This is a genomic window from Enemella dayhoffiae (assembly GCF_002250625.1).
Classification (GTDB): Bacteria; Actinomycetota; Actinomycetes; order Propionibacteriales; family Propionibacteriaceae; genus Enemella; species Enemella dayhoffiae.
Genome location: NZ_NMVQ01000045.1, coordinates 1 through 20,257, shown reverse-complemented (window position 1 = coordinate 20,257; position 20,257 = coordinate 1). Strand labels below are relative to the sequence as shown.

Genomic DNA, 20,257 nt, shown 5'->3' with positions numbered 1-20,257 from the left:
GTTGTGCGGGGTCTAATCTTGACCGCATGGCGGCGGACCAGCACGAGCACACCCATGACGGGTTTTCCGAGCTGTCGGAGTCCGACGCCCGGGCCAGAGCGCTGGAAACCCTGCTCACCGACCGGGGGTTGGTGGACCCGGATGCCCTGGACCGCATCGTCGAGCGCTACGAGTCGGAGATCGGCCCCCACCTCGGGGCGGCCGTGGTCGCCCGCGCCTGGGTCGATCCGGGCTTCCGGGACCGGCTGCTCAGCGACGCCACGGCGGCGGTCGCCGAGCTGGGGTGCCGTGGCCGACAGGGCGAACATCTGGTGGCGGTCGAGAACACCGACGAGCTGCACAACCTGGTGGTGTGCACGCTGTGCTCCTGCTATCCGTGGTCGGTGTTGGGGCTGCCGCCGGTCTGGTACAAGTCACCGGTCTATCGGGCCAAGGCGGTGCGGGACCCGCGCGGCGTACTCGCCGACTTCGGTCACACTCTCCCCGAACACACCCGCATCCGGGTCTGGGACTCGACCGCCGAGGTCCGCTACCTGGTGCTGCCGCAGCGCCCCAGCGGCACCGAGGGCTGGACGGAGGAATCCCTGGCCGGGTTGGTTTCCCGGGATTCGATGATCGGGACCGCGCTCCTGCCGGAGCAGACCGGGCCGGAGCCTCAACGGTGAGCCGGCAGCAGGATGTTGGGGGACGAACCGACCTCGGCCCGGTCCACCCCGAGCCCGATGAACCCACCTTCCACGCCGAGTGGGAGCGCCGGACGCTGGCCCTGACCCTGGCCACCGGGGCGCTCGGGCGATGGAACATCGACCAGAGCCGGTCGGCCCGGGAACGGTTGCCCGGTTACCTGCACAAGAGCTACTACCGGATCTGGCTCGAGGCGCTCGAGGGGTTGCTGCGGCGGTCCGGACTGCTGGACGACTGCGGAGTCCGGGCCCGGACCTGGGCGGAAATGCTGCCCGGGTTGCAGAACGGCTCGCCCTACGACCGGGAGACCGCAGTACTTCCGGCGTACCGGGTGGGTCAGCGGGTGCGCACCACGGCCGTGCCCGAAGTGGTCCACACCCGGCTCCCGGCGTACGCCGCCGCGAAGATCGGCACGGTGAGCGCCGTCCACGGCGCGTTCGTGTTTCCCGATCGCAACGCGGTGCCGATCGGCGAGGTCCCCGATCGGACGCCAGAATTCCTTTACACGGTGGAGTTCGCGGGCACCGAGCTGTGGGGATCCGACGCTGGCCCCGGCCTGGTGGTGAGCGTCGACGCGTTCGAGCCCTACCTCCGACCGGTCGAGCCGGAGTCACCGTGAGCGCCGCCGAGGAACTGGCCCGGGTCGAGGCGAGCTGTGATGCGATGCCGCTGCCGCCGGCCGCCGGCGATAAGACCGTGTTCGCCGAACCCTGGCAGGCGCAGGTGTTCGCGATCACCGTGGCCCTGCACGAGCGCGGCGTCTTCGACTGGCCGGAATGGGCCGATCGCCTCGGCCGGGAACTCAAGCAGAGCACGGATTCCGACGGCTCGGACTACTACCTCCGCTGGACCGACGCCCTGCTGGGACTGCTCGCCGACCGCGGCCTGGTCACCGCCGACGAGCTCGTCCGCACCGAGCGGGCCTGGCACGAGGCAGCCGCCAGGACTCTGCACGGCCGGCCGATCAGCCTGAGCTGATCGGCCGACTCGCGACCCCTCAGTAGGCGCCAGCTATCTGGTTCCAGGTGATCACGCCGCCTTGGAAGTGCTGCTGACAACCCGTACCACCACCCAACGGGTAACAGTTCTCGGTGTCGAGCGGATAACCGTACTTCCCCGTCTCCCAACCGTTCTTCGCCCAGTGCTGCTGAATCGCCCCCCAGGTCGGCCAGGCGCCGCTGGCGGGGGACCAGTGGATCATCCCGCCGTGGAACGCCTGCGCGCACCGCGAGGATCAGAGTGAGGAGCGCCATTCCGGCGCGCGAGAGGAATCGTCTGGACATGTGGGTTCTCCCCCGAGTTCCACCGCACGACCTGTGCTTATGGCGATATCAGGGTGGTCCCCGCGTCGCGGGCAATAGGGGGATTCTCCTCCATCCGGACTGGACGACCGGATTGTTGACGGTTCACAAAACCTGTGACACAAGGGTTTCCGCGGCATCGACGATGCCGACCGTCTCGGCCTGCCAGTTGGGTTCCTGGCCGCGATAGGGGCCGGTGGCCAGCGAGATCACCACGGCGGCGGCCCGCAGCCTGAGCTCGGTCGGGTCGACCCGCTCGTCGAACACCGGCACCCACGTCGACAACAGGTGCCGCACCCGGGCCGCCTGCTGGGCGTTCATCCGCTGCACGGTGGACAGGTGGGCGACCAGACACGCCAGGTCGTCGGCACGACGCCCAGGGCCGATCGTGTCGACGTCGAGCAGTCCGCAGATCTGCCCGCCGGAGACGTGGATCTGACCCTCGTGGAAGTCACCGTGGGTCGGTTCGTGACCGGGCGGGATCGGCGCCAGCCCGGTGCTGATCTCCTCGGCCAGCCACCGCAGCCGATGCTCCAGGGTCGGCATCGCCTTGATCACCATCTCGGTGTAGTGCTGGATCGAATCGGCCCAGGGCGCCCGCCGCGGCAGCTCGGAGACCGGGCGCGGCATCGAGTCCAGTACCCAGATCAGCTGCTCGGCGGTGCAGGGCGGTTCGGGATCGAAAATCGCCTTGCTCAGCGGGATTCCCGGCAACTCGTCGAGCACGAGCAGACAGTCCGGGGTGGCGGCGGCGACCCGTGGGGCGGGTACGCCGGCCCCACGCAGCAACTCGTGGCGGCGGCGTACCTCCTCGAACAAGGTCTCGCGCAGCACCTTCACATAGAACACGGTCCGATAGGGCCCCTGCGGCCCGACCAGGTCAGTGGTGGCGCGCAGCACGGCCCGGCGCCGCGGCCGATAACCGATCATGTCCAGGCGGACCCGATCCGGCGGCACCGGCACGCCCATCACCCCCGACAGCAGCCGCGACATGTCCTCCGGGTATGCCGCCCGCGCCAGCCCGGGCAGGTCGGGGTCGCGCGGATAGAGCCAGACCACCGCCTCACGGTCGCCGTCGACGAAGATCTCGGCGCGCTCGTCGGTCGGCGTACGCCCGTTGGCGCGTGCGCTCACCCCGAGCAGCTCGTTGCGTCGGCCGAACGGCCAGTCGACGACGGCGGTGTAGGTGGCGGTGGTCGACTGGTTGGGGTTGGCGTCGACGTGGTCCAACTGCCAAGACACCAGGTGACCGCCGGCATGGGAGACGGCCGCGGCTAGCAGCGGAGCCACCTGATCGGTGGTCAGCAGGCGGGACCCGTCCGGGTCCTGCACGGTCGCACTCATTCATTCTCTCCGGGTCGTTCAAGCCCCCTTCGGGCCCGCCAGCAGCCCGATCCTGTCATAGACGTCGGTCATCGTGGCCGCAGCCACGACGCGGGCCCGCTCGGCGCCGTCGTCCAGGATCCGCTGCAGCTCGGCCCGGTCGTCCAGCAGCTCGAGGGTGCGGGTGCGGATCGGGGCGAGGGCGTCGGCGACGGTTTCGGCGACCGCGACCTTCAGGTGGCCGTACATCTTGCCCTCGAAGTCCTGCTCCAGCTGCGGGATCGGCGTACCGGTGAACGCGGACAGGATGTTCAGCAGGTTGGACACGCCCGGCTTCTCGGCCTCGTCGAAGCGGACCTCGCTGCCGGAGTCGGTGACCGCGGACTTGAACCGCTTGGTGACGACCTTGGGGTCGTCGAGCAGGTCGATCCGGCCGTTCGGCGAGGGGGACGATTTGGACATCTTGCCGGTCGGATCCTGCAGGTCCTGGATCTTGCCGACCGAGGACAGGATGTGCGGCTGCGGCACCACGAAGGTCTCGCCGTAGGTGGTGTTGAACCGCTCGGCCAGATCGCGGGTCAGCTCCAGGTGCTGGCGCTGGTCCTCCCCCACCGGAACCTTGTCGGCCTGATAGATCAGGATGTCGGCGGCCATCAGGATCGGATAGGTGAACAGCCCGACGTTGGTGGACTCGGTGCCGCGTTTGCTGGCCTTGTCCTTGAACTGGGTCATCCGTTCGGCCCGGCCGAACCCGGTCAGGCAGGACAGCACCCACATCAGCTGGGTGTGCTCGGGCACCTGCGACTGCACGAACACCACCGACTTCTCGGGGTCGACGCCGGCGCCGATGATCTGGGCGGCGGTGCGCAGCGTACGCTCCCGCAGGACTTCGGGGTCGGGGCCTTCGTTGAGCGAGTGCAGGTTGGCGACGCCGAAGAACGCCTCGAACTCGTCCTGCATCCCGACCCACTGCCGCAGCGCGCCCAGATAGTTGCCCAGGTGCATCGAATCGGCGGTGGACTGGGCGAGGGAGAGGGCTCGAGGCTTGGCGTTCTGCATGGGGGTCATTCTGCTGCGTCGGGTGTACGCGTCGCCAATCGATTGGCCCTTCGACAGGCTCAGGGAACGTTGGCCGGGTTCCCTTCGACAGGCTCAGGGAACGTTGGGGTCTACCTCGGCCGGGTCAGGGAGCGTGGGATCGAGGCGCTTCATCAGGATGCGGGCGGCGCGGCGGCCGTCGAGCTCGGTCACGGTGAAGGAGAACCGCTCGGCGATCGGCTCCTCGGACTCGGCCTGCTCCACCGGGATCAGCTCGGCCTCGAGCTCGGCGCCGACCACCGGCAGCTGACCGCGCCGGGCCATGAACCAGCCGGCCAACGTGTCATAGGGGCCCTCGTCCAGACTCAGCCCGGTCTCGTCGGCGAAGTCCTCCAGCGACAACAGCCCGTCCAGCTCGCGCTCGTGCACCGTGGTGATCGTCTCCTCGGCGACCACGTCGTATTCGTCGGTGATGTCGCCGACCAGTTCCTCGACCAGGTCCTCCATGGTGACGATGCCGGCGGTCCCGCCGTATTCGTCGCGCACGATCGCCAGGTGCGCGGCGTTGCGGCGCATCTCGCTCAGCGCGCGCAGCACCTTCACCGTCTCGGGCAGGGCGAGCACCGGGCGTACGAACTCGATCACCGGGGTCGAGCGGGTCGCCACGTCCGGATCGAACAGATCCCGCACGTGCACGAATCCCGCGATGTCGTCCGCACCGTCGCGCATCACCGGATAGCGGCTGTGCGGGGCGTCGGCCATCAGCCGCACCGCCTTGTAGGCCGGCAGGTCACCTTCCAGGAAGTCGACCTCGGTACGCGGGATCATCACCTCGCGCAGCGACCGCTCCCCCGCGTCGAACACGTCGTCCACGATCTGCCGCTCGACATCACCCAGGGTCTGCGAGCCGGCGACCATCGAGCGGATCTCCTCGTCGGTGACCTCCTCACGGGACGCCCGCGGGTCGCCACCGAGCACCCGCACCGCGACGTTCGTGGAAACCCCGAGGAACCAGATCACCGGCTTCAGCACCGTGGCGATCCCGTTCACCATCGGCGCCAGCGCGAGCGCGAACCCCTCGGCCCGCTGCATCGCCAGCCGCTTGGCGGTGAGCTCGGACAGCACGATCGAGAAATAGGAGATGACGATCGTGATCAGCACCAGCGCGACCAGGTTGGCGGCGTTGGGTGGCAGTCCGGCGCGGGTCAGCTGGGGAGCCAGTGCCGCCGCCAGGGTGGCGCCGCCGAAGGCCGAGGACAGGAAGCCCGAAAGGGTCACCCCGACCTGCACCGCGGAGAGGAACATGTTCGGGTTGGCCGCCAGCCGGGCCACCGTGGCGCCGCGCTTGCCGCGGTGCGCCAGCTGCTTGATCTGGCTGTCGCGCAGCGACACCAGCGCCATCTCGGCACCGGCGAAGATGCCGCCGATCACGATGAAGATGAAGATCAGCAGGATGTCGGTCAGCACGAGGCCAACCCCTCACCCGGACGGGCGGCGGGCACGGGTCTATGGCACTCCTGATCGCTGATCATGGGCCAAGGATACGGAAAGCGGGTTGCCGCGATGCGATTGAATCTCGGACATGCCCGCGAACCCCGCCACGCCCCGCTGGCCAGACGACATCCCCACCCTGTTCGACACCGAGCGCGGGATCACCCTGCGCGCCCACACCGACGCCGACCTGCCCGGGATGGTGGAACAGTGCCGCGACCCCGAGTCGATCCGCTGGACCACGGTCCCGGTGCCCTATGCCGAGGCCGATGCCCGCTGGTTCGTCGATGAGCACCTCCGCGGGGAGGTGGCGGCGGGGAGACTGATCGCCTGGGCGGTCGAGGCCGAGGTGGACGGCGTACGCCGCTATTGCGGCACGATCGACCTGCGGCTGACCGGCCCCGCCCGGGCCGAGTTCGGTCTCGCCGCATGGCCGGGTGCCCGAGGCCGCGGGATCATGGCGGCTGCCTGCCGGATGGTGGTTGACTGGGCGTTCGGCCCCGGTGGCCAGCGGAGCCTGGTCTGGCTGGCGTACGCGGGCAACTGGCCCTCGCGCTGGCTGGCCGAGAGCCTCGGCTTCCGGTTCGCCGCGCCCCTGCGGGCGTACGCCCCGCAGCGCGGTGAGCTGCGGGACTGCTGGCTGGCGACGCTGACCACCGACGACCCGCGGGGTGGCGTACCCCGGATGCCCACCCTCGAAACCGACGGGTTGCGGCTGCGCGCGTTCACCGAGGCCGACCTGCCGCGGATCGTCGAGGGGTGCGACGATCCGCTGACCCAGCGGTGGATGCCGCAACTGCCCGCCCCCTATGACCTGCCCGCGGCCCGACAGTTCGTGGACTGGTGCCGCGAGGGCGACTCCCGGCACGACCAGTGGACCTGGTGCGTCACCGCCACCGACGACGACCGCTGCCTGGGGGCGGTGACGCTGTTCCGGCTGACCGACGACGCCGGCACGGGCGAGCTGGGCTACTGGGCGCACCCCGACGCCCGCGGCCGGGGTGTCACCTCCGCGGCGGTACGCCGGGTGGCCGATTTCGCGCTCGGCGTCGACGGCCCGCACCAGGCGCTGACCGTCCGCTGCGCCCGCGACAACGTCGCCTCGGCCGCCGTGGCGCGGGCGGCCGGGTTCACCGAGACCGGGTCGATGACCGGTGCCGAACGGCTGCGCAACGGGTCCCGGACCGACCTGCTGGCGTTCTCCCGGATCGCGTAACCGTCCGTTCACCACACCCCGGATATGGTGCGCCCATGCGGATCACTGTGGTCGGACTCGGCTATGTCGGGATGTCCCTGGCGGCACTGCTGGCCCGGCGCCACCGGGTGACGGCGCTGGACATCGACGCCGAGCGGGTGGCCACGGTCAACGGCGGCCGCTCCCCGATCGCCGACCCCGAGCTGTCCGAGCTGCTCGCCGGCGGCGGGCTGGACCTGCGGGCGACCGCCGAGCCCGCTGAGGCGTACGCCGACGCGGAGATCGTGGTGGTGGCGACGCCGACGAACTATGACCCGGACGCCAACTATTTCGACACCTCCAGCGTGGACGCGGTGGTCGCGGCCGTGGCCGAGCAGCACCCGGCCGCGACGGTGGTGGTGAAGTCGACGGTGCCGGTCGGCCACACCCGCGAACTGCGCGAGCGACACCCCGGTCTGGAACTGATGTTCTCACCCGAATTCCTGCGCGAGGGGCGGGCCGTGTTCGACAACCTGCACCCGTCGCGGATCGTGGTCGGCAGCGACACCGAATCGGCGCACCGGTTCGCCGAGCTGCTGGTCGAGGCGGCCGAGGACGACGACGTGCCGGTGCTGTTCACCGGATCCACCGAGGCCGAGGCGATCAAGCTGTTCGCCAACACCTATCTGGCGATGCGGGTCGCCTATTTCAACGAACTCGACACCTATGCCGCCAACCATGGCCTGGACACCCGCCAGATCATTGACGGCGTGGGCCTCGATCCGCGGATCGGCAACCACTACAACAATCCGTCGTTCGGTTATGGCGGCTATTGCCTGCCCAAGGACACCCGGCAGCTGCTGGCGAACTATTCCGAGGTGCCGCAGAACCTGATTCGCGCGATCGTCGACTCCAACACCACCCGCAAGGACTTCATCGCCACCGACATCCTGGCTCGCGGGCCGGAGGTGGTCGGCATCTACCGGCTCACCATGAAGGCCGGCTCGGACAACTTCCGGTCCTCCTCGGTGCAGGGGGTGATGAAGCGGATCAAGGCCAAGGGGGTCCCGGTGATCGTCTATGAACCGACCCTCGAGGCCGACGAGTTCTTCAACTCCGAGGTGGTCACCGACCTGGCCGACTTCAAGTCGCGGGCCGACGTGATCGTCGCCAACCGCCCGTCCGAGGCGCTGGCCGACGTGGTCGACAAGGTGTACACGCGCGACCTGTTCGGCCAGGACTGACCGATCGACCACGACTGATCACCCAGTCACGGCCCGTCGCCGAGTCATCGATGCTCCGACGGTGGCACACTCGAACGATGCACCGCACCGCCACCCGAACCATCGTCGGGACCGTTTCGGCTGCCGTGCTGCTGCTCTGCGGGTGCGGCGGTGGAGCGACGGCCGTCGGCCGGCCCACCTCGGTCGCCTCGGCCACCCGGGCCTCGGTCGCGCCGCTCACGCCGACTCCCCGGCGTACCCCCACCCCCACGGCCACGCCGACCGAGAACCGCGTGCTGCTGCCGGGCCCGGCACCGGTGGACTACAAGCTGCAACAGGGCGCGGCCAGCCTGCAGATCAAGACGTTCTCCTGGCAGCGCACCGGAAACGGGCCCAACTCGGCGCCGCCCACTGGCCGCTATCTGGTGCTGGACGTGCTGGTCACCGCCCGCGAGGGGAAGGTGCTGGTCAACCCGCTCTATTTCGCGGCGGTGGCCCCCAACCAGGCACCGCTGACCCCGACGATGGGCAGCGACGGCAACGAGCCGGTGCTCTCCTCGCGGGAGCTGAAACCCGGAGACTGGTGGGCCGGGGTCGTCAGCTTCGACGCCCCGCCGGGCCCGATCACGATCGTGATCAACGACGAGTTGGGCAACAAGGTCGGCGAGGTGCCGCTGCCTGCGCCGGCCAACTGATGATGTGCCCCTAAGGTGGACCGGTGAGTTCCAGCAACCAGCAGTGGGTGATCACCCTCGTCTGCGACGACCGGCCCGGGATCGTGCACGCCGTCTCCGGGGCGGTGGTGTCGGCCCACGGCAACATCACCGAGCTGCAGCAGTTCTCCAACACCGACGGGCGATTCTTCATGCGCCTGCAGGTGGAGTCGGCGGTCGACCGGGCCGAGCTGGAGCGGGCGCTGGACGCGCTGACCGACGAGCTGGCGGCCGAGTGGCAGCTGGACGAGGTCGGGCGCCCGCTGCGTACCCTCGTCCTCGCCTCCAAGGCGGCGCACTGCCTCAACGACCTGCTGTTTCGGCAGCGCTCGGGCTGGCTGCCGGTGCAGATCCCGCTGGTGCTGGCCAACCACCCCGATCTGGCGGAGCTGACCGGCTTCTACGGCGTACCCCTGGAACACCACGCGGTGCTGCCGGAAACCAAGGCGGCGTTCGAGCAGCGGGTGCTGGAGGTGGTCGAGGAACACCAGATCGAGCTCGTGGTCCTGGCCCGCTACATGCAGATCCTGTCGCCGGAGCTGTGCGCGGCGCTGGCCGGGCGGGCGATCAACATCCACCACTCGTTCCTGCCGGGGTTCAAGGGCGCCAACCCGTACCGCCAGGCGCACGCCCGTGGGGTGAAGCTGATCGGCGCCACCGCCCACTTCGTCACCTCCGACCTGGACGAGGGACCGATCATCGAGCAGAACGTGGTCCGGGTGGACCACACCCGCTCCCCCGCCGACCTGGTCGCGATCGGCCAGGACGAGGAATCGCGGACCCTCACCCAGGCGGTCAAGCTGTACGCCGAACGGCGCGTCCTGCTCGACGGAGCGCGGACGATCATCTTCCGCTGACCGCGGTACGCCACCACGTAACGATTCGTGATCGCCTCCGGGGCTTCGGCTCACATTCTGGTGTGACCTGTGTCATGTTTTGGGCATTGGCTGCTCACGGTCGAGCGGCCCGATCACTGGAGGCTCCATGAGCGACAGCAGACCGACCGGCGGCGAACCCGCCGGCGAGGTCCCACCGGCCGCGTCCGGCGGCGCATCCCGGGTCCAACCGACCTCTGACGCGTTCGTCGAGGTCGCCAACAGCAGCGAGTTCGCGGACCTCCGCTCCCGTTTCCGCCGGTTCGCGTTCCCGATGACGGTGTTCTTCATCGTCTGGTACTTCCTGTACGTGCTGCTGTCCTGCTATGCCGAGGGGTTCATGTCGCACCGGATCGGCGGCTCGGCGATCACCTACGGGCTGGTGCTCGGCATCCTGCAGTTCGTCTCCACCTTCGTCATCACCTGGCTGTACATCCGGCACGCCAACAAGTCCCTGGACCCGGCTGCGACGCGACTGAAGGACCAACTGGAGAGCGGAGGCGCCGCATGAACACCCTTGGCAACCCGATCGTCAACATCGCGATCTTCGCCGCGTTCGTGGTGGTCACACTGTTCATCGTGATCCGGGTGTCCACCGGCGGGCGCAAGCGGGCCGGTGACTTCTACACCGGCGGCGCCCAGTTCAGCGGCCGGCAGAACGGTCTGGCGATCGCCGGTGACTACCTGTCGGCGGCCTCCTTCCTCGGCATCGCCGGCGCGGTGGCGCTCTATGGCTATGACGGTCTGCTCTATTCGATCGGCTTCCTGGTGGCCTGGCTGGTGGCGCTGCTGCTGGTCGCCGAGCCGCTGCGCAACACCGGTCGCTACACGATGGCGGACGTGCTGTCGTTCCGGATGAAGCAGCGTCCGGTACGCATGGCCGCCGCGGTGTCCACGTTGCTGGTCTCCTTCTTCTATCTGCTGGCCCAGATGGCGGGCGCCGGTGGACTGGTGAACCTGCTGCTCGGCGTACAGGGCGACATGGCGCAGAACATCGTGATCGCCATCGTCGGGCTGCTGATGATCGCCTACGTGCTGATCGGCGGCATGAAGGGCACCACCTGGGTGCAGATGATCAAAGCCGTGCTGCTGGTCGGCGGCGTGCTCGTGATGACCATCTGGGTGTTGGCGCTCTATGGGTTCAACCTGTCCAGCGTGATCCAGTCGGCGATCGACCGGGTCAACGCGGTCAAGGCTGGAACCGGCGAGGCGCTGATCCAGCCGATGGGCCGCTATGGCACCAACAAGCTGGGGTTCATCTCGCTGTCGCTGGCGCTGGTGCTCGGCGCGGCCGGCCTGCCGCACGTGCTGATGCGCTTCTATACCGTGCCGACCGCCAAGGAGGCCCGCAAGTCGGTCACCTGGGCGATCGGGCTGATCGGCGCGTTCTATCTGATGACGATCGTGATCGGTTATGGGGCGGCGGCGCTCGTCGGCAAGGACGCCATCAACGCCCTGCCCGGCAAGGCGAACGCGGCCGCGCCGGCGTTGGCGTACGCCCTCGGCGGGACGGTGCTGCTGGCGATCATCGCCGGTGTCGCCTTCGCCACGATCCTGGCCGTGGTGGCCGGTCTGACCATCACCGCCTCGGCGTCGTTCGCACACGACATCTACAACTCGGTGATCAAGCACGGCAACGCCGAACCGGCCCAGGAGGTGCGGGTGGCGCGCTACACCGTGTTGGTGATCGGCATCCTGTCGATCCTCGGCGGGATCGCGGCGAAGAGCATGAACATCGCCTTCCTGGTCTCGCTCGCCTTCGCCATCGCGGCCAGTGCAAACCTGCCGTCGATCCTCTATTCGCTGTACTGGAAGAACTTCAAGACCCAGGGCTCGGTGTGGTCGATCTGGGGCGGGCTGATCTCGGCGCTGGTGCTGATCATCTTCTCCCCGGCGGTCTCGGGGATGATCGGCGACACCAAGCCGCTCGCCAGCGCGATGTTCCCCAACCTGCATTTCGCCTGGTTCCCGCTGGACAACCCGGCGATCGTGTCGGTGCCGATCGGCTTCTTTCTCGGCTGGCTCGGCTCGGTGCTCAGCAAGGAGGACAACACCGCGATCTCCGCCGAGATGGAGGTGCGCTCGATGACCGGTGCCGGAGCCCACGGCGCGATCAACCACTGATCTGTTTCATCAGGCGCTTCGCGCGCAGGGCGCCCAATCCCCGGTCTTCGGCGTAGCCGTCGAAAACTCGCGGAGACCCGCGTCGCTCGATACCTGAGCGACGCGGGTTTCTCCTTGGTACGCCTCCAGACCGGGGTCCTCGCTCACGCTCATCGGTTCCCACTCGCGCTTTCCCACTTGGGGACGCGTGGGAGTCAGGCGGTAAGCGTGAGCGAGCCTGGGTGCCCTGATAACGTCAGAGCGTCATCCGAGTCGAAGGAGAAACCGTGAGCAAGACCCCCGTCAAGGTAGCGGTGACCGGTGCCGCCGGTCAGATCTGCTACAGCCTGCTGTTCCGCATCGCGGCGGGTGACCTGCTGGGCAAGGACCAGCCCGTCGACCTGCACCTGCTCGAGATCACCCCGGCGCTGAAGGCTCTTGAGGGTGTCTGCATGGAGCTCAACGACGCGGCCTTCCCGCTGCTGAACAACATCGTCACCGGCGACGACGCCAACCAGGTGTTCGACGGTGTGAACATCGCCCTGCTGGTCGGCGCCAAGCCGCGCGGCAAGGGCATGGAGCGCGGTGACCTGCTCAAGGACAACGGCGGCATCTTCGCCCCGCAGGGCAAGGCGCTGAACGACAACGCGGCCGACGACATCCGCGTCCTGGTGACCGGAAACCCGGCCAACACCAACGCGCTGATCGCGATGAACAACGCCCCCGACATCCCCAACGAGCGGTTCAACGCGCTGACCCGGCTCGACCACAACCGCGCCATCTCGCAGCTCGCCGAGAAGCTCGGCGTCGCGGTCACCGAGATCACCAACATGACCATCTGGGGCAACCACTCGGCCACCCAGTATCCGGACCTGTTCAACGCCAAGGTGGGCGGCAGGAACGCCGCCGAGGCGGTCAACGACCAGGACTGGCTGGAGAACACGTTCATCCCGACCGTGGCCAAGCGCGGTGCGGCGATCATCGAGGCCCGCGGTGCCTCCTCGGCCGCCTCGGCCGCCTCGGCGACCATCGACCACATGCGCGACTGGGTCGCCGGTACGCCGCAGGGCGACTGGGTGTCCATGTCGGTCCCCTCCGACGGCTCCTACGGCGTACCCGAGGGCCTGATCTCGTCGTTCCCGTGCACCGTGAGCAACGGCACGTACGAGATTGTCCAGGGCCTGGAGGTGAACGAGTTCTCCCGGGGCAAGATCGACGCCTCGGTGCAAGAGCTCGCCGAGGAGCGCGACGCCGTGCGCGAGCTCGGTCTGCTCTGATTCCACCCGGCAACCGGTCAGGCCCCGTCCACGCGGACGGGGCCTGACTTTTTCCTCGCCGCGACGACCGCGGGGAACCGAGCGCCCCTGTCGTGGCGTCGTCGACAAGTACGCTTGGTGAAAGGACAGACAGGTGGTCACGATGACGGACGGATCGGCCAGCCCCTTCAGCCGTGAGGGAGCCCGCCCCGGTGACGGGCTCGGCGAGAACAACCGGTTCGAGACCCTCGCCGACGGCACGACCCCGGTGGGCTTCGAAGCGACCTCCGCAGCGGCGCCCTCGCCCTCCCCCGAGCCACCCCAGGCCCCCCAGGCCCAGGCCCAGGCCCCCCAGGATCCCTACCCGACCCAGGCCCCGTACGCCGAACCCGAGCAGCCGGCGTACCCCGAGCCGACCCAGCCGGCGTACGCCGAGGGCCCGAGCTTCCCGACCTACCCCTATGGCACCGTCGATCCGGCCCAGGCCGCCTACCGCGACTACCAGGCCCAGAACGCGCTGCAGCCCTATCCGCCGGTGCCGACCGGACATTCCCGCCCCTACGGCTCGCCCTACCCGTACGCCTTCCGGCCGGAACCGCCGAAGTCGCCGTACGCGACGGTGTCGCTGGTGCTCGGCATCCTCTCGGTGACCTGCGGGATCACCGGGCCGATCGGGCTGGGGTTCGGGATCGCCGCCCTGCGTCAGATCTCGAACGAACCGCGCTCCTATTCCGGGCGGGGGCTGGCGATCGGCGGGATCGCGACGAGCGCGATCGGCACGATGATCATCCTGTTGATGGTCATCGGCGGCATCACCTCCTGACCTGGCGTACGCCCGCCCGCCAGGACACCGGAGCCTCCGGCGTACAGGTTGGTGATCAACTCCTGAGCGGCCCCTTCCCTCCAAAGTTGCCGACCACTAGGGTCGGGACAAACGTCAAGGAGGCCGAGTTGAGCGACCAGCAGACCCCCGATGTGATCACCGGTAGCGCCGAGCTGCACGAACGATCCGGCTCCGACCTGGGCACCAGTCGCTGGATCGAGGTCACCCAGGACCGGATCACCGAGTTTGCCCGGATGAGCGGTGACGAGCAGTGGATCCACGTCGATCCGCAACGTGCCCAGGATGGTCCCTACGGCACCACCATCCAGCACGGCTTCCTGACCCTGTCCATGTCGACCGGGTTGCTGTGGGAGATCTGCACCGTCGAAGGATTCTCGGTGATCCTGAACTACGGCCTCAACAAGGTGCGTTTCCCGGCTCCGCTGAAGACCGGCAGCCGGTTCCGGATGCACGTGAACCTGGCCGAGGTGAAGGACCTGCCCGGTGGGATCGAGGCCGTCTACCGGTTGAGCTATGAGGTCGAGGGTGAGGAAAAGCCCTGCTGCGTGGCCGATCTGGTGTTCCGCTACTACGAGTGACAAAGCCTGCGATCCAGGAGGTGCTGATGGCCACCGCGAACAACGACAGCGACACCGAGTCCCGCTCCGCGACCAGGAAGGCTGCGGCGAAGAAGACCCCCGCCAAGAAGGCGACCGCCAAGAAGGCCCCGGCGAAGAAGGCGACCGCCAAGAAAGCCCCGGCGAAGAAGGCGACCGCCAAGAAGGCCGCGGGCAACCGGACCCTGGCCGCGGAGACGGTGGCGCTGGGCCAGCAGGATCTCGACGTGTCCAAGGAGGTCGAGGTGCCCACCTATGAGTCCGTCAAGGGCTCCGCGGCCGGCACCCTGGCCCCGCCGGTCCCGCACGAGATTCCCGCCGAGGTGCTGGCGGCGCTGAACATCACCGACACCTCGGCCAATCCCCCGGCACCGGTCGACGGCCGGGACCCCGAACTGATGCGCAGACTGCTCGAGGCGCTGGTGCACACCCGGGCGTTCGAGGACCGGATGCACGCGATGTACCGCAGCGGTGACCTGCTGGGCTCCTACTACTCCGGCAACTGGCATGAGGCGATCGGGGTCGGGGTGATGGCGGCGATGCGTGCCGACGACTACTTCTGCCCGTTGCACCGCGACGTCGGCGCGCACCTGATGCGCGGCATGCCGCCGGAGCAGGTGATGGCGTCGTTCATGGGCCGCGCGATCGGGCCGACCGGCGGACGGGACGGCACCCTGCACTACGGCCGGCTGGACCTGAACACCTACAACCCGCCCAGCCACATCCCGGCCAACTTCCCGGTGGCCACCGGGATGGCGTTCGCCGCCAAGTATCGCGGCGAGGACCGGGTCGCGGTGGCGATGTGCGGCGACGGGTCGACCTCGCGGGCCGACTTCCACGAGGCGGTCAACATCGCCGGCGCGATGCAGCTGCCGGTGGTGTTCGTGATCCAGAACAACCAGTACGCCTACTCCACCCCGCTGCCGCTGCAGACCCACTCGGCCAGCTTCGCGATCAAGGCGGTGGCGTACGGGATGCCGGGCATCAAGTGCGACGGGACCGACGTGGTCGCGGTGCACGACGCGGCGACCGAGTGCGTGGAACGGGCCCGCAGCGGCGGCGGCCCGTCGATCCTGGAGGCGGTCACGATGCGCATGCACGGGCACGCCGAGCACGACCCCGGTGACTACGTGCTGCCGGAACTGAAGGAGACCTGGGCCAAGCGGGACCCGGTCGCCCTGTTCGAGGAAAGGATGGTGGCCGCGGGGATCGTCAGCCAGGACGAGGCCGAAACGATCCGTGAGGACGCCAGGAAGTGGGCGATCGAGGCCAGGAAGACCGCTCTGGCGGCCCCCATGCCCGACCCCAGCAACATCGAGGACGGTGTCTATGCCGACTGAGGAGAAGACCACCTACACCTATCTGGACGCCATCGGGGCAGCCCTGGAGGCCGAGATGGAACGCGACGACAACGTGTTCCTGATCGGCGAGGACGTCGGCCAGTTCGGCGGGGCGTTCAAGGTGACCAAGGGATTCCTGGACAAGTTCGGGGAACGCCGCGTGGTGGACACCCCGATCGCCGAGACCGGGGTGACCGGCCTGGCCGCCGGGGCCGCGCTGGTCGGGCTGCGCCCGGTGGTGGAGTTCCAGTTCGCCGACTTCATCTCCTGCGCCTTCGACCCGATCATCAACGTGCTGGCCCGCCACCACTGGCGTACCGGCGATCCGATGCCGGTGACGATGCGGGCGCCCTTCGGCGGTCGGCTGCGCGCCGGGCCCACGCACAGCCAGAGCGTGGAGTCCTATTTCGCGCACGTGCCGGGGATCAAGATCGTCATGCCGGGGCTGGCCGAGGACGTGGCCGGGCTGCTGATCGCCTCGATCCGCGACAACAACCCGGTGCTGTTCCTGGAGAACAAGTACCTGTACCGCCGGCTCACCGCCCAGCACCCGGTGTCGCTGGAGCCGATCCCGCTGGGGAAGGCGCGGGTGGCCCGCGAAGGCAGCGACGTGACCCTGGTGACCTATTCCGCCGGGGTGCACCAGGGGTTGGAGATCGCCGAGCGGTTGGCCGAGCAGCAGGACATCTCCGTCGAGGTGATCGACCTGCGCACCGTGGTGCCGATGGACGTCGAGACCATCGTGGAGTCGGTGCGCAAGACCTCCCGGGCGGTGGTGCTGCACGAGGCGGCCGAGCACCTGGGCATGGGCGCCGAGATCGCGGCGATGATTCAGAAGGAGTGTTTCTGGTGGCTCGACCAGCCGGTGGAGCGGGTGGCCGCGCTGAACACCCCGACCCCGACCAGCCCCCCGCTGGAGGATGCGGTGATTCCGCAGCCGGCCATGATCGAGGAGACCGTGGTCAAGGTGGTGCGGGCGTGAGCGAGTTCGACATCTGCGTGCTGGGCGGCGGTCCTGGCGGTTACGCCGCGGCCCTGTACGCCGCCTCCGCGGGCCTGAAGGTGGCCATCGTGGAGAAGGACACCTTCGGTGGAACGTGTCTGAACCGGGGCTGCATCCCCGCCAAGGGGCTGCTGCAGGCCGCCGAGGTGTATCGCAACGTGCAGCACGCCGACGGCTTCGGCTTCCGGCTGCCCAAGGGCGAGACCACCGTGGACTGGCCGGCGGTGAACAAGCGCAAGTCCGGCGTGGTGAACCAGCTGGTCAAGGGCCTCGAGGGGCTGATCAAGAAGCGGAAGATCGAGATGGTGCGCGGTTTCGGCACCATGAACGCCGACGGGAAGATCGTCGTCGACGATCGGGTGATCGACGCCGAGCACGTCATCATCGTCTCCGGTTCGGTGCCGAAGTGGTTCCCCGGGATGGAGCCCGGTCCGCGCGTGATCACCTCCGACCAGGCGACCAACTCCACCTGGGAGACGCTGCCGAAGTCGATCGCGGTGATCGGCGGCGGGGTGATCGGGGTGGAGTTCGCCTCGGTCTTCGTCGACCTGGGAGTGGACACCACGCTGCTGGAATACCTGCCCAACCCGGTGCTGCCGATCGGCGCCGACCAGGAGGTGGCCGCCCACGTCGCCAAGAGCCTGAAGAAGCGCGGGCTGAAGGCGATCGGCGGGGCGAAGGTGGGCAGGCTCACCGACAACGGCTCCTCGGTCACGGTGCCCTATGAGGTGAAGGGCAAGGAGCAGACCCTCGAGGTGGAGCAGGTGCTGGTGGCGGTCGGTCGCCGGCCGCTGTCGGAGGACCAGGGGTTCGCCGAGGCCGGCGTACAACTCGACGACCGCGGATTCATCGAGGTGGACACCGCCACCATGCGCACCACCCGCGACAAGGTGTACGCCGTCGGCGACGTGGTGAACACCCCCGGGCTGGCGCACGTGGCGTACGCCGAGGCGATCGTGGCGGTGCGGCACATCCTGGGTGAGGACCCGGTCCCGGTCGACTACGGCAAGGTGCCGTGGATCGTGTACGCCCACCCGGAGATCGCCTGGTCCGGGATGACCGAGGAGCAGGCCAAGGAGGCCGGCATCGACTACGAAGTGCGCAAGCACCCCTGGCCCGGCAACGGCCGCTCCATGATCGTCGGCGAGACCGAGGGGATGATCAAGATCCTGGCCCGGCCGAACGACGGACCGATCATCGGCTTCCACCTCTGCGGGCCGTGGGCCTCGGAGCTGATGAACGGCGGTTACTACGCGGTCAACTGGGAGGCCACGCCGTCGGAGGTGGCCCACCTGATCCACGCCCACCCGAGCCTGTCGGAGATCATCGGCGAAACCATGATCACCTTCAGTGGCCGATCGCTGCACGGCTGAACCGCCCCGAGCTGCGAGGAGACAACAGATGACAGACGAGATCTTCGTCGTGACGATGCCCAAGCTGGGCGAGACCGTCACCGAGGGCACCATCGGCAGCTGGCTGAAGCAGGTCGGGGACACCGTCGAGTTCGACGACCCGCTGTTCGAGGTGTCCACCGACAAGGTGGACTCAGAGATCCCCAGCCCGCACGACGGGGTGGTGCTGGAGATCCTGGTCGGCGAGGGCGAGACCGTACCCGTCGGCACCGAGCTGGTCCGGATCGGCCCGGAGGGGGCTTCGACGGGCTCAGCCAGCGGTTCTGGGGGCTCGACCGACAAGGCTTCGACAGGCTCAGCCAACGGTTCTGGGGGCTCGACCGACGAGGCTTCGACAGGCTCAGCCGACGAGGGTACGCCGCCGGGCGAGTCCGCGGGAATGGCCGAGGGCGCCGGGATCGTGCACGACCTGACCATGCCGAAGCTGGGCGAGACCGTCACCGAGGGCACCATCGGCAGCTGGCTGAAGCAGGTCGGGGACACCGTCGAGTTCGACGACCCGCTCTATGAGGTGTCCACCGACAAGGTGGACTCCGAGATCCCCAGCCCGCACGACGGCGTCCTGCTGGAGATCCTGGTCGCCGAGGGCGAAACCGCCCCGGTGGGCACGGTGATCGCCCGCATCGGCGAGGCCGGTTCCGAACCGTCCGGTTCCGGGGAGGTGGCTCCGGCCCCGGCGCATGGCGAGAAGGGGCCGACCAGGTCCAGCCCCGCCGGCGCGAGCGCCGGTCCGGGCGCCTCCCCCGGCAAGAACCTGTCCCCCCTGGTCCGCCGGCTGGCGGCCGAGCACGGCATCGACCTGGCCGACATCTCCGGCAGCGGTGAGGGCGGACGGATCCGACGCGAAGACGTCCAGGCGGCCATCTCGGCCGGCGGCGGCAAGCCGTCGTCCGGGCGTACGCCGAACCCCGCCGCGCCCGCGAAACCCAGCGCAGCCGCCACCCAGGCGCCCGCGGCCGCAGCGGCGGCCCCGATGGGGCCGGATGCCGGGGCACCGGCCGTGCCGGGGGTCCCCGACAACCGCGACGAGGTGGTGACGCTGTCGAAGATGCGGTTGGCGATCGCCGCCGGGATGGTCCGCTCGCTGCAGACCGCGCCCCAGGTGTGGACCTCGATCGAGGTGGACTACGAGAACGTGGAGAAGTGCCGTCGGGCGCACAAGGAGGCGTACAAGAAGGCGACCGGGGCTTCGCTGTCCTATCTCACCTTCGTGGCCAGCGCGACCTGCGACGCGCTGCTGGAGTTCCCGGCGGTGAACTCCAGCATCGACGTGCCGAACAAGCAGCAGACGCTGCACCCCTACGTCAACCTGGGCATCGCCGTCGATCTGGACGAGCAGGGTCTGATCGTGCCGGTGGTGCGCGACGCCGACCAGCTCAACCTGAAGGGGGTCGGCAGCCAGATCAAGAAGCAGGCCGAGCTGGGGCGCGCCGGGAAGCTCGGGATGGACGAGATGCGCGGTTCCACGTTCACCATCACCAACGTGGGTCCCTATCAGAGCTATGCGTCGGCGCCGATCATCAACCAGCCCAACGTGGCGATCATGTGCCTGGACGGGGTGGCCCGCAAGCCGGTCGCCGTGGGCGACATGATCGCGATCCACCCGGTGGGCATCATCGGTCTGGTCTATGACCACCGGGCGTTCGACGGGGCGACCGCGTCCAAATTCCTGCTCCGGGTACGCGACATCCTGCAGACCCGGGACTGGGGCGCGGACCTGGCCTGAGGGAGTTGCGGCGAGCTCGGCCGGGGCGCTAGATGTACCCGGCCATCAGGTTGGTAGCCGGCTGATCGGTGGTTTGCCTCCGAGTGCGCTGTGGCATCGTTCAGTGTTGTAGTGCTCGAGCCAAGGGGCAAGTGCGGCGGCACGTTCGGTGTTGC

General features: G+C 68.8%; 21 protein-coding genes and 1 pseudogene. 16 read left to right on the top strand and 6 right to left on the bottom strand.

The window, feature by feature from the left end:
- Window positions 1-26: 26 nt before the first annotated feature.
- Genes nthA through CGZ93_RS15930 form a run of 3 tightly spaced genes read left to right on the top strand, consistent with a single transcriptional unit; the run spans window position 27 to window position 1,662 of the window.
- Window positions 27-665, top strand: coding sequence for a nitrile hydratase subunit alpha (nthA, locus tag CGZ93_RS15940; protein ID WP_094365140.1), 639 nt, complete (start codon window positions 27-29; stop codon window positions 663-665).
- Window positions 662-1,303 carry a nitrile hydratase subunit beta gene (gene nthB / locus CGZ93_RS15935; protein ID WP_094365139.1) on the top strand — a complete coding sequence of 214 codons (642 nt, stop codon included), beginning with the start codon at window positions 662-664 and terminating at the stop codon, window positions 1,301-1,303. The genes nthA and nthB overlap by 4 nt, the downstream gene beginning before the upstream one ends.
- The gene (locus CGZ93_RS15930; protein ID WP_229117522.1) at window positions 1,300-1,662 is read left to right on the top strand and encodes a nitrile hydratase accessory protein; all 363 of its coding nucleotides are present in this window, start codon (window positions 1,300-1,302) and stop codon (window positions 1,660-1,662) included. Before nthB ends, CGZ93_RS15930 begins: the two co-directional genes overlap by 4 nt.
- Window positions 1,663-1,681: 19 nt before the next feature.
- Here the strand turns inward: CGZ93_RS15930 and CGZ93_RS15925 are convergent, their stop codons facing one another.
- From CGZ93_RS15925 to CGZ93_RS15910, 5 genes and pseudogenes are all read right to left on the bottom strand, one after another.
- The gene (locus CGZ93_RS15925; RefSeq protein ID WP_267489747.1) at window positions 1,682-1,837 is read right to left on the bottom strand and encodes an LGFP repeat-containing protein; all 156 of its coding nucleotides are present in this window, start codon (window positions 1,835-1,837) and stop codon (window positions 1,682-1,684) included.
- Window positions 1,811-1,897 (bottom strand): annotated as a pseudogene (locus tag CGZ93_RS19780) (hypothetical protein); the annotation flags it as partial. The pseudogene CGZ93_RS19780 and the gene CGZ93_RS15925, both read right to left, overlap by 27 nt.
- Before the next feature lie 193 nt (window positions 1,898-2,090).
- Window positions 2,091-3,329 (bottom strand): phosphotransferase, encoded by a 1,239-nt coding sequence (locus CGZ93_RS15920; protein ID WP_094365137.1) that lies wholly within the window; start codon window positions 3,327-3,329, stop codon window positions 2,091-2,093.
- Window positions 3,330-3,347: 18 nt separating this feature from the next.
- The gene (gene trpS, locus CGZ93_RS15915) at window positions 3,348-4,367 is read right to left on the bottom strand and encodes a tryptophan--tRNA ligase (RefSeq protein WP_094365136.1); all 1,020 of its coding nucleotides are present in this window, start codon (window positions 4,365-4,367) and stop codon (window positions 3,348-3,350) included.
- A gap of 93 nt (window positions 4,368-4,460) precedes the next feature.
- A complete protein-coding gene (locus tag CGZ93_RS15910; RefSeq protein WP_229117521.1) occupies window positions 4,461-5,813 on the bottom strand; it encodes a hemolysin family protein in 1,353 nt (450 codons plus the stop codon).
- Window positions 5,814-5,928: 115 nt separating this feature from the next.
- Here CGZ93_RS15910 and CGZ93_RS15905 point away from each other — a divergent pair, with 115 nt between their 5' ends.
- The 13 genes from CGZ93_RS15905 to sucB all read left to right on the top strand — a co-directional run bounded on the left by CGZ93_RS15905 (window position 5,929) and on the right by sucB (window position 20,102).
- Window positions 5,929-7,053 carry a GNAT family N-acetyltransferase gene (locus CGZ93_RS15905; RefSeq protein ID WP_094365135.1) on the top strand — a complete coding sequence of 375 codons (1,125 nt, stop codon included), beginning with the start codon at window positions 5,929-5,931 and terminating at the stop codon, window positions 7,051-7,053.
- Between the two features lie 35 nt (window positions 7,054-7,088).
- A complete protein-coding gene (locus CGZ93_RS15900; protein ID WP_094365134.1) occupies window positions 7,089-8,255 on the top strand; it encodes a nucleotide sugar dehydrogenase in 1,167 nt (388 codons plus the stop codon).
- A gap of 77 nt (window positions 8,256-8,332) precedes the next feature.
- Window positions 8,333-8,929: a hypothetical protein gene (locus CGZ93_RS15895; protein WP_094365133.1), complete on the top strand. Its 597-nt coding sequence runs from the start codon at window positions 8,333-8,335 to the stop codon at window positions 8,927-8,929.
- A 23-nt stretch (window positions 8,930-8,952) separates the two neighbouring features.
- Window positions 8,953-9,804, top strand: a complete 852-nt coding sequence (gene purU, locus CGZ93_RS15890) for a formyltetrahydrofolate deformylase (RefSeq protein ID WP_094365132.1) — start codon at window positions 8,953-8,955, stop codon at window positions 9,802-9,804.
- A 127-nt stretch (window positions 9,805-9,931) separates the two neighbouring features.
- The gene (locus CGZ93_RS15885; RefSeq protein ID WP_094365131.1) at window positions 9,932-10,333 is read left to right on the top strand and encodes a DUF485 domain-containing protein; all 402 of its coding nucleotides are present in this window, start codon (window positions 9,932-9,934) and stop codon (window positions 10,331-10,333) included.
- Window positions 10,330-11,946 carry a solute symporter family protein gene (locus CGZ93_RS15880; protein ID WP_094365130.1) on the top strand — a complete coding sequence of 539 codons (1,617 nt, stop codon included), beginning with the start codon at window positions 10,330-10,332 and terminating at the stop codon, window positions 11,944-11,946. The genes CGZ93_RS15885 and CGZ93_RS15880 overlap by 4 nt, the downstream gene beginning before the upstream one ends.
- Window positions 11,947-12,212: 266 nt before the next feature.
- Complete coding sequence (locus CGZ93_RS15875; protein ID WP_094365129.1) at window positions 12,213-13,202, top strand: malate dehydrogenase; 990 nt, start codon at window positions 12,213-12,215, stop codon at window positions 13,200-13,202.
- Between the two features lie 142 nt (window positions 13,203-13,344).
- Window positions 13,345-14,004, top strand: coding sequence for a DUF4190 domain-containing protein (locus CGZ93_RS15870; protein ID WP_094365128.1), 660 nt, complete (start codon window positions 13,345-13,347; stop codon window positions 14,002-14,004).
- A gap of 128 nt (window positions 14,005-14,132) precedes the next feature.
- Entirely contained in the window at window positions 14,133-14,603 is a 471-nt protein-coding gene (locus CGZ93_RS15865) for a MaoC family dehydratase (RefSeq protein ID WP_229117520.1), read from the top strand.
- Complete coding sequence (locus tag CGZ93_RS15855; protein WP_229117519.1) at window positions 14,600-15,961, top strand: thiamine pyrophosphate-dependent dehydrogenase E1 component subunit alpha; 1,362 nt, start codon at window positions 14,600-14,602, stop codon at window positions 15,959-15,961. The genes CGZ93_RS15865 and CGZ93_RS15855 overlap by 4 nt, the downstream gene beginning before the upstream one ends.
- Window positions 15,951-16,943 (top strand): alpha-ketoacid dehydrogenase subunit beta, encoded by a 993-nt coding sequence (locus CGZ93_RS15850; protein ID WP_094365127.1) that lies wholly within the window; start codon window positions 15,951-15,953, stop codon window positions 16,941-16,943. Before CGZ93_RS15855 ends, CGZ93_RS15850 begins: the two co-directional genes overlap by 11 nt.
- The gene (gene lpdA, locus CGZ93_RS15845) at window positions 16,940-18,337 is read left to right on the top strand and encodes a dihydrolipoyl dehydrogenase (protein ID WP_094365126.1); all 1,398 of its coding nucleotides are present in this window, start codon (window positions 16,940-16,942) and stop codon (window positions 18,335-18,337) included. Before CGZ93_RS15850 ends, lpdA begins: the two co-directional genes overlap by 4 nt.
- Window positions 18,338-18,365: 28 nt before the next feature.
- Window positions 18,366-20,102 (top strand): 2-oxoglutarate dehydrogenase, E2 component, dihydrolipoamide succinyltransferase, encoded by a 1,737-nt coding sequence (gene sucB, locus CGZ93_RS15840; RefSeq protein ID WP_094365125.1) that lies wholly within the window; start codon window positions 18,366-18,368, stop codon window positions 20,100-20,102.
- A 45-nt stretch (window positions 20,103-20,147) separates the two neighbouring features.
- Here the strand turns inward: sucB and CGZ93_RS15835 are convergent.
- A partial coding sequence (locus CGZ93_RS15835) for an integrase core domain-containing protein (RefSeq protein WP_141211252.1) occupies window positions 20,148-20,257 on the bottom strand: 110 nt, incomplete at its 5' end.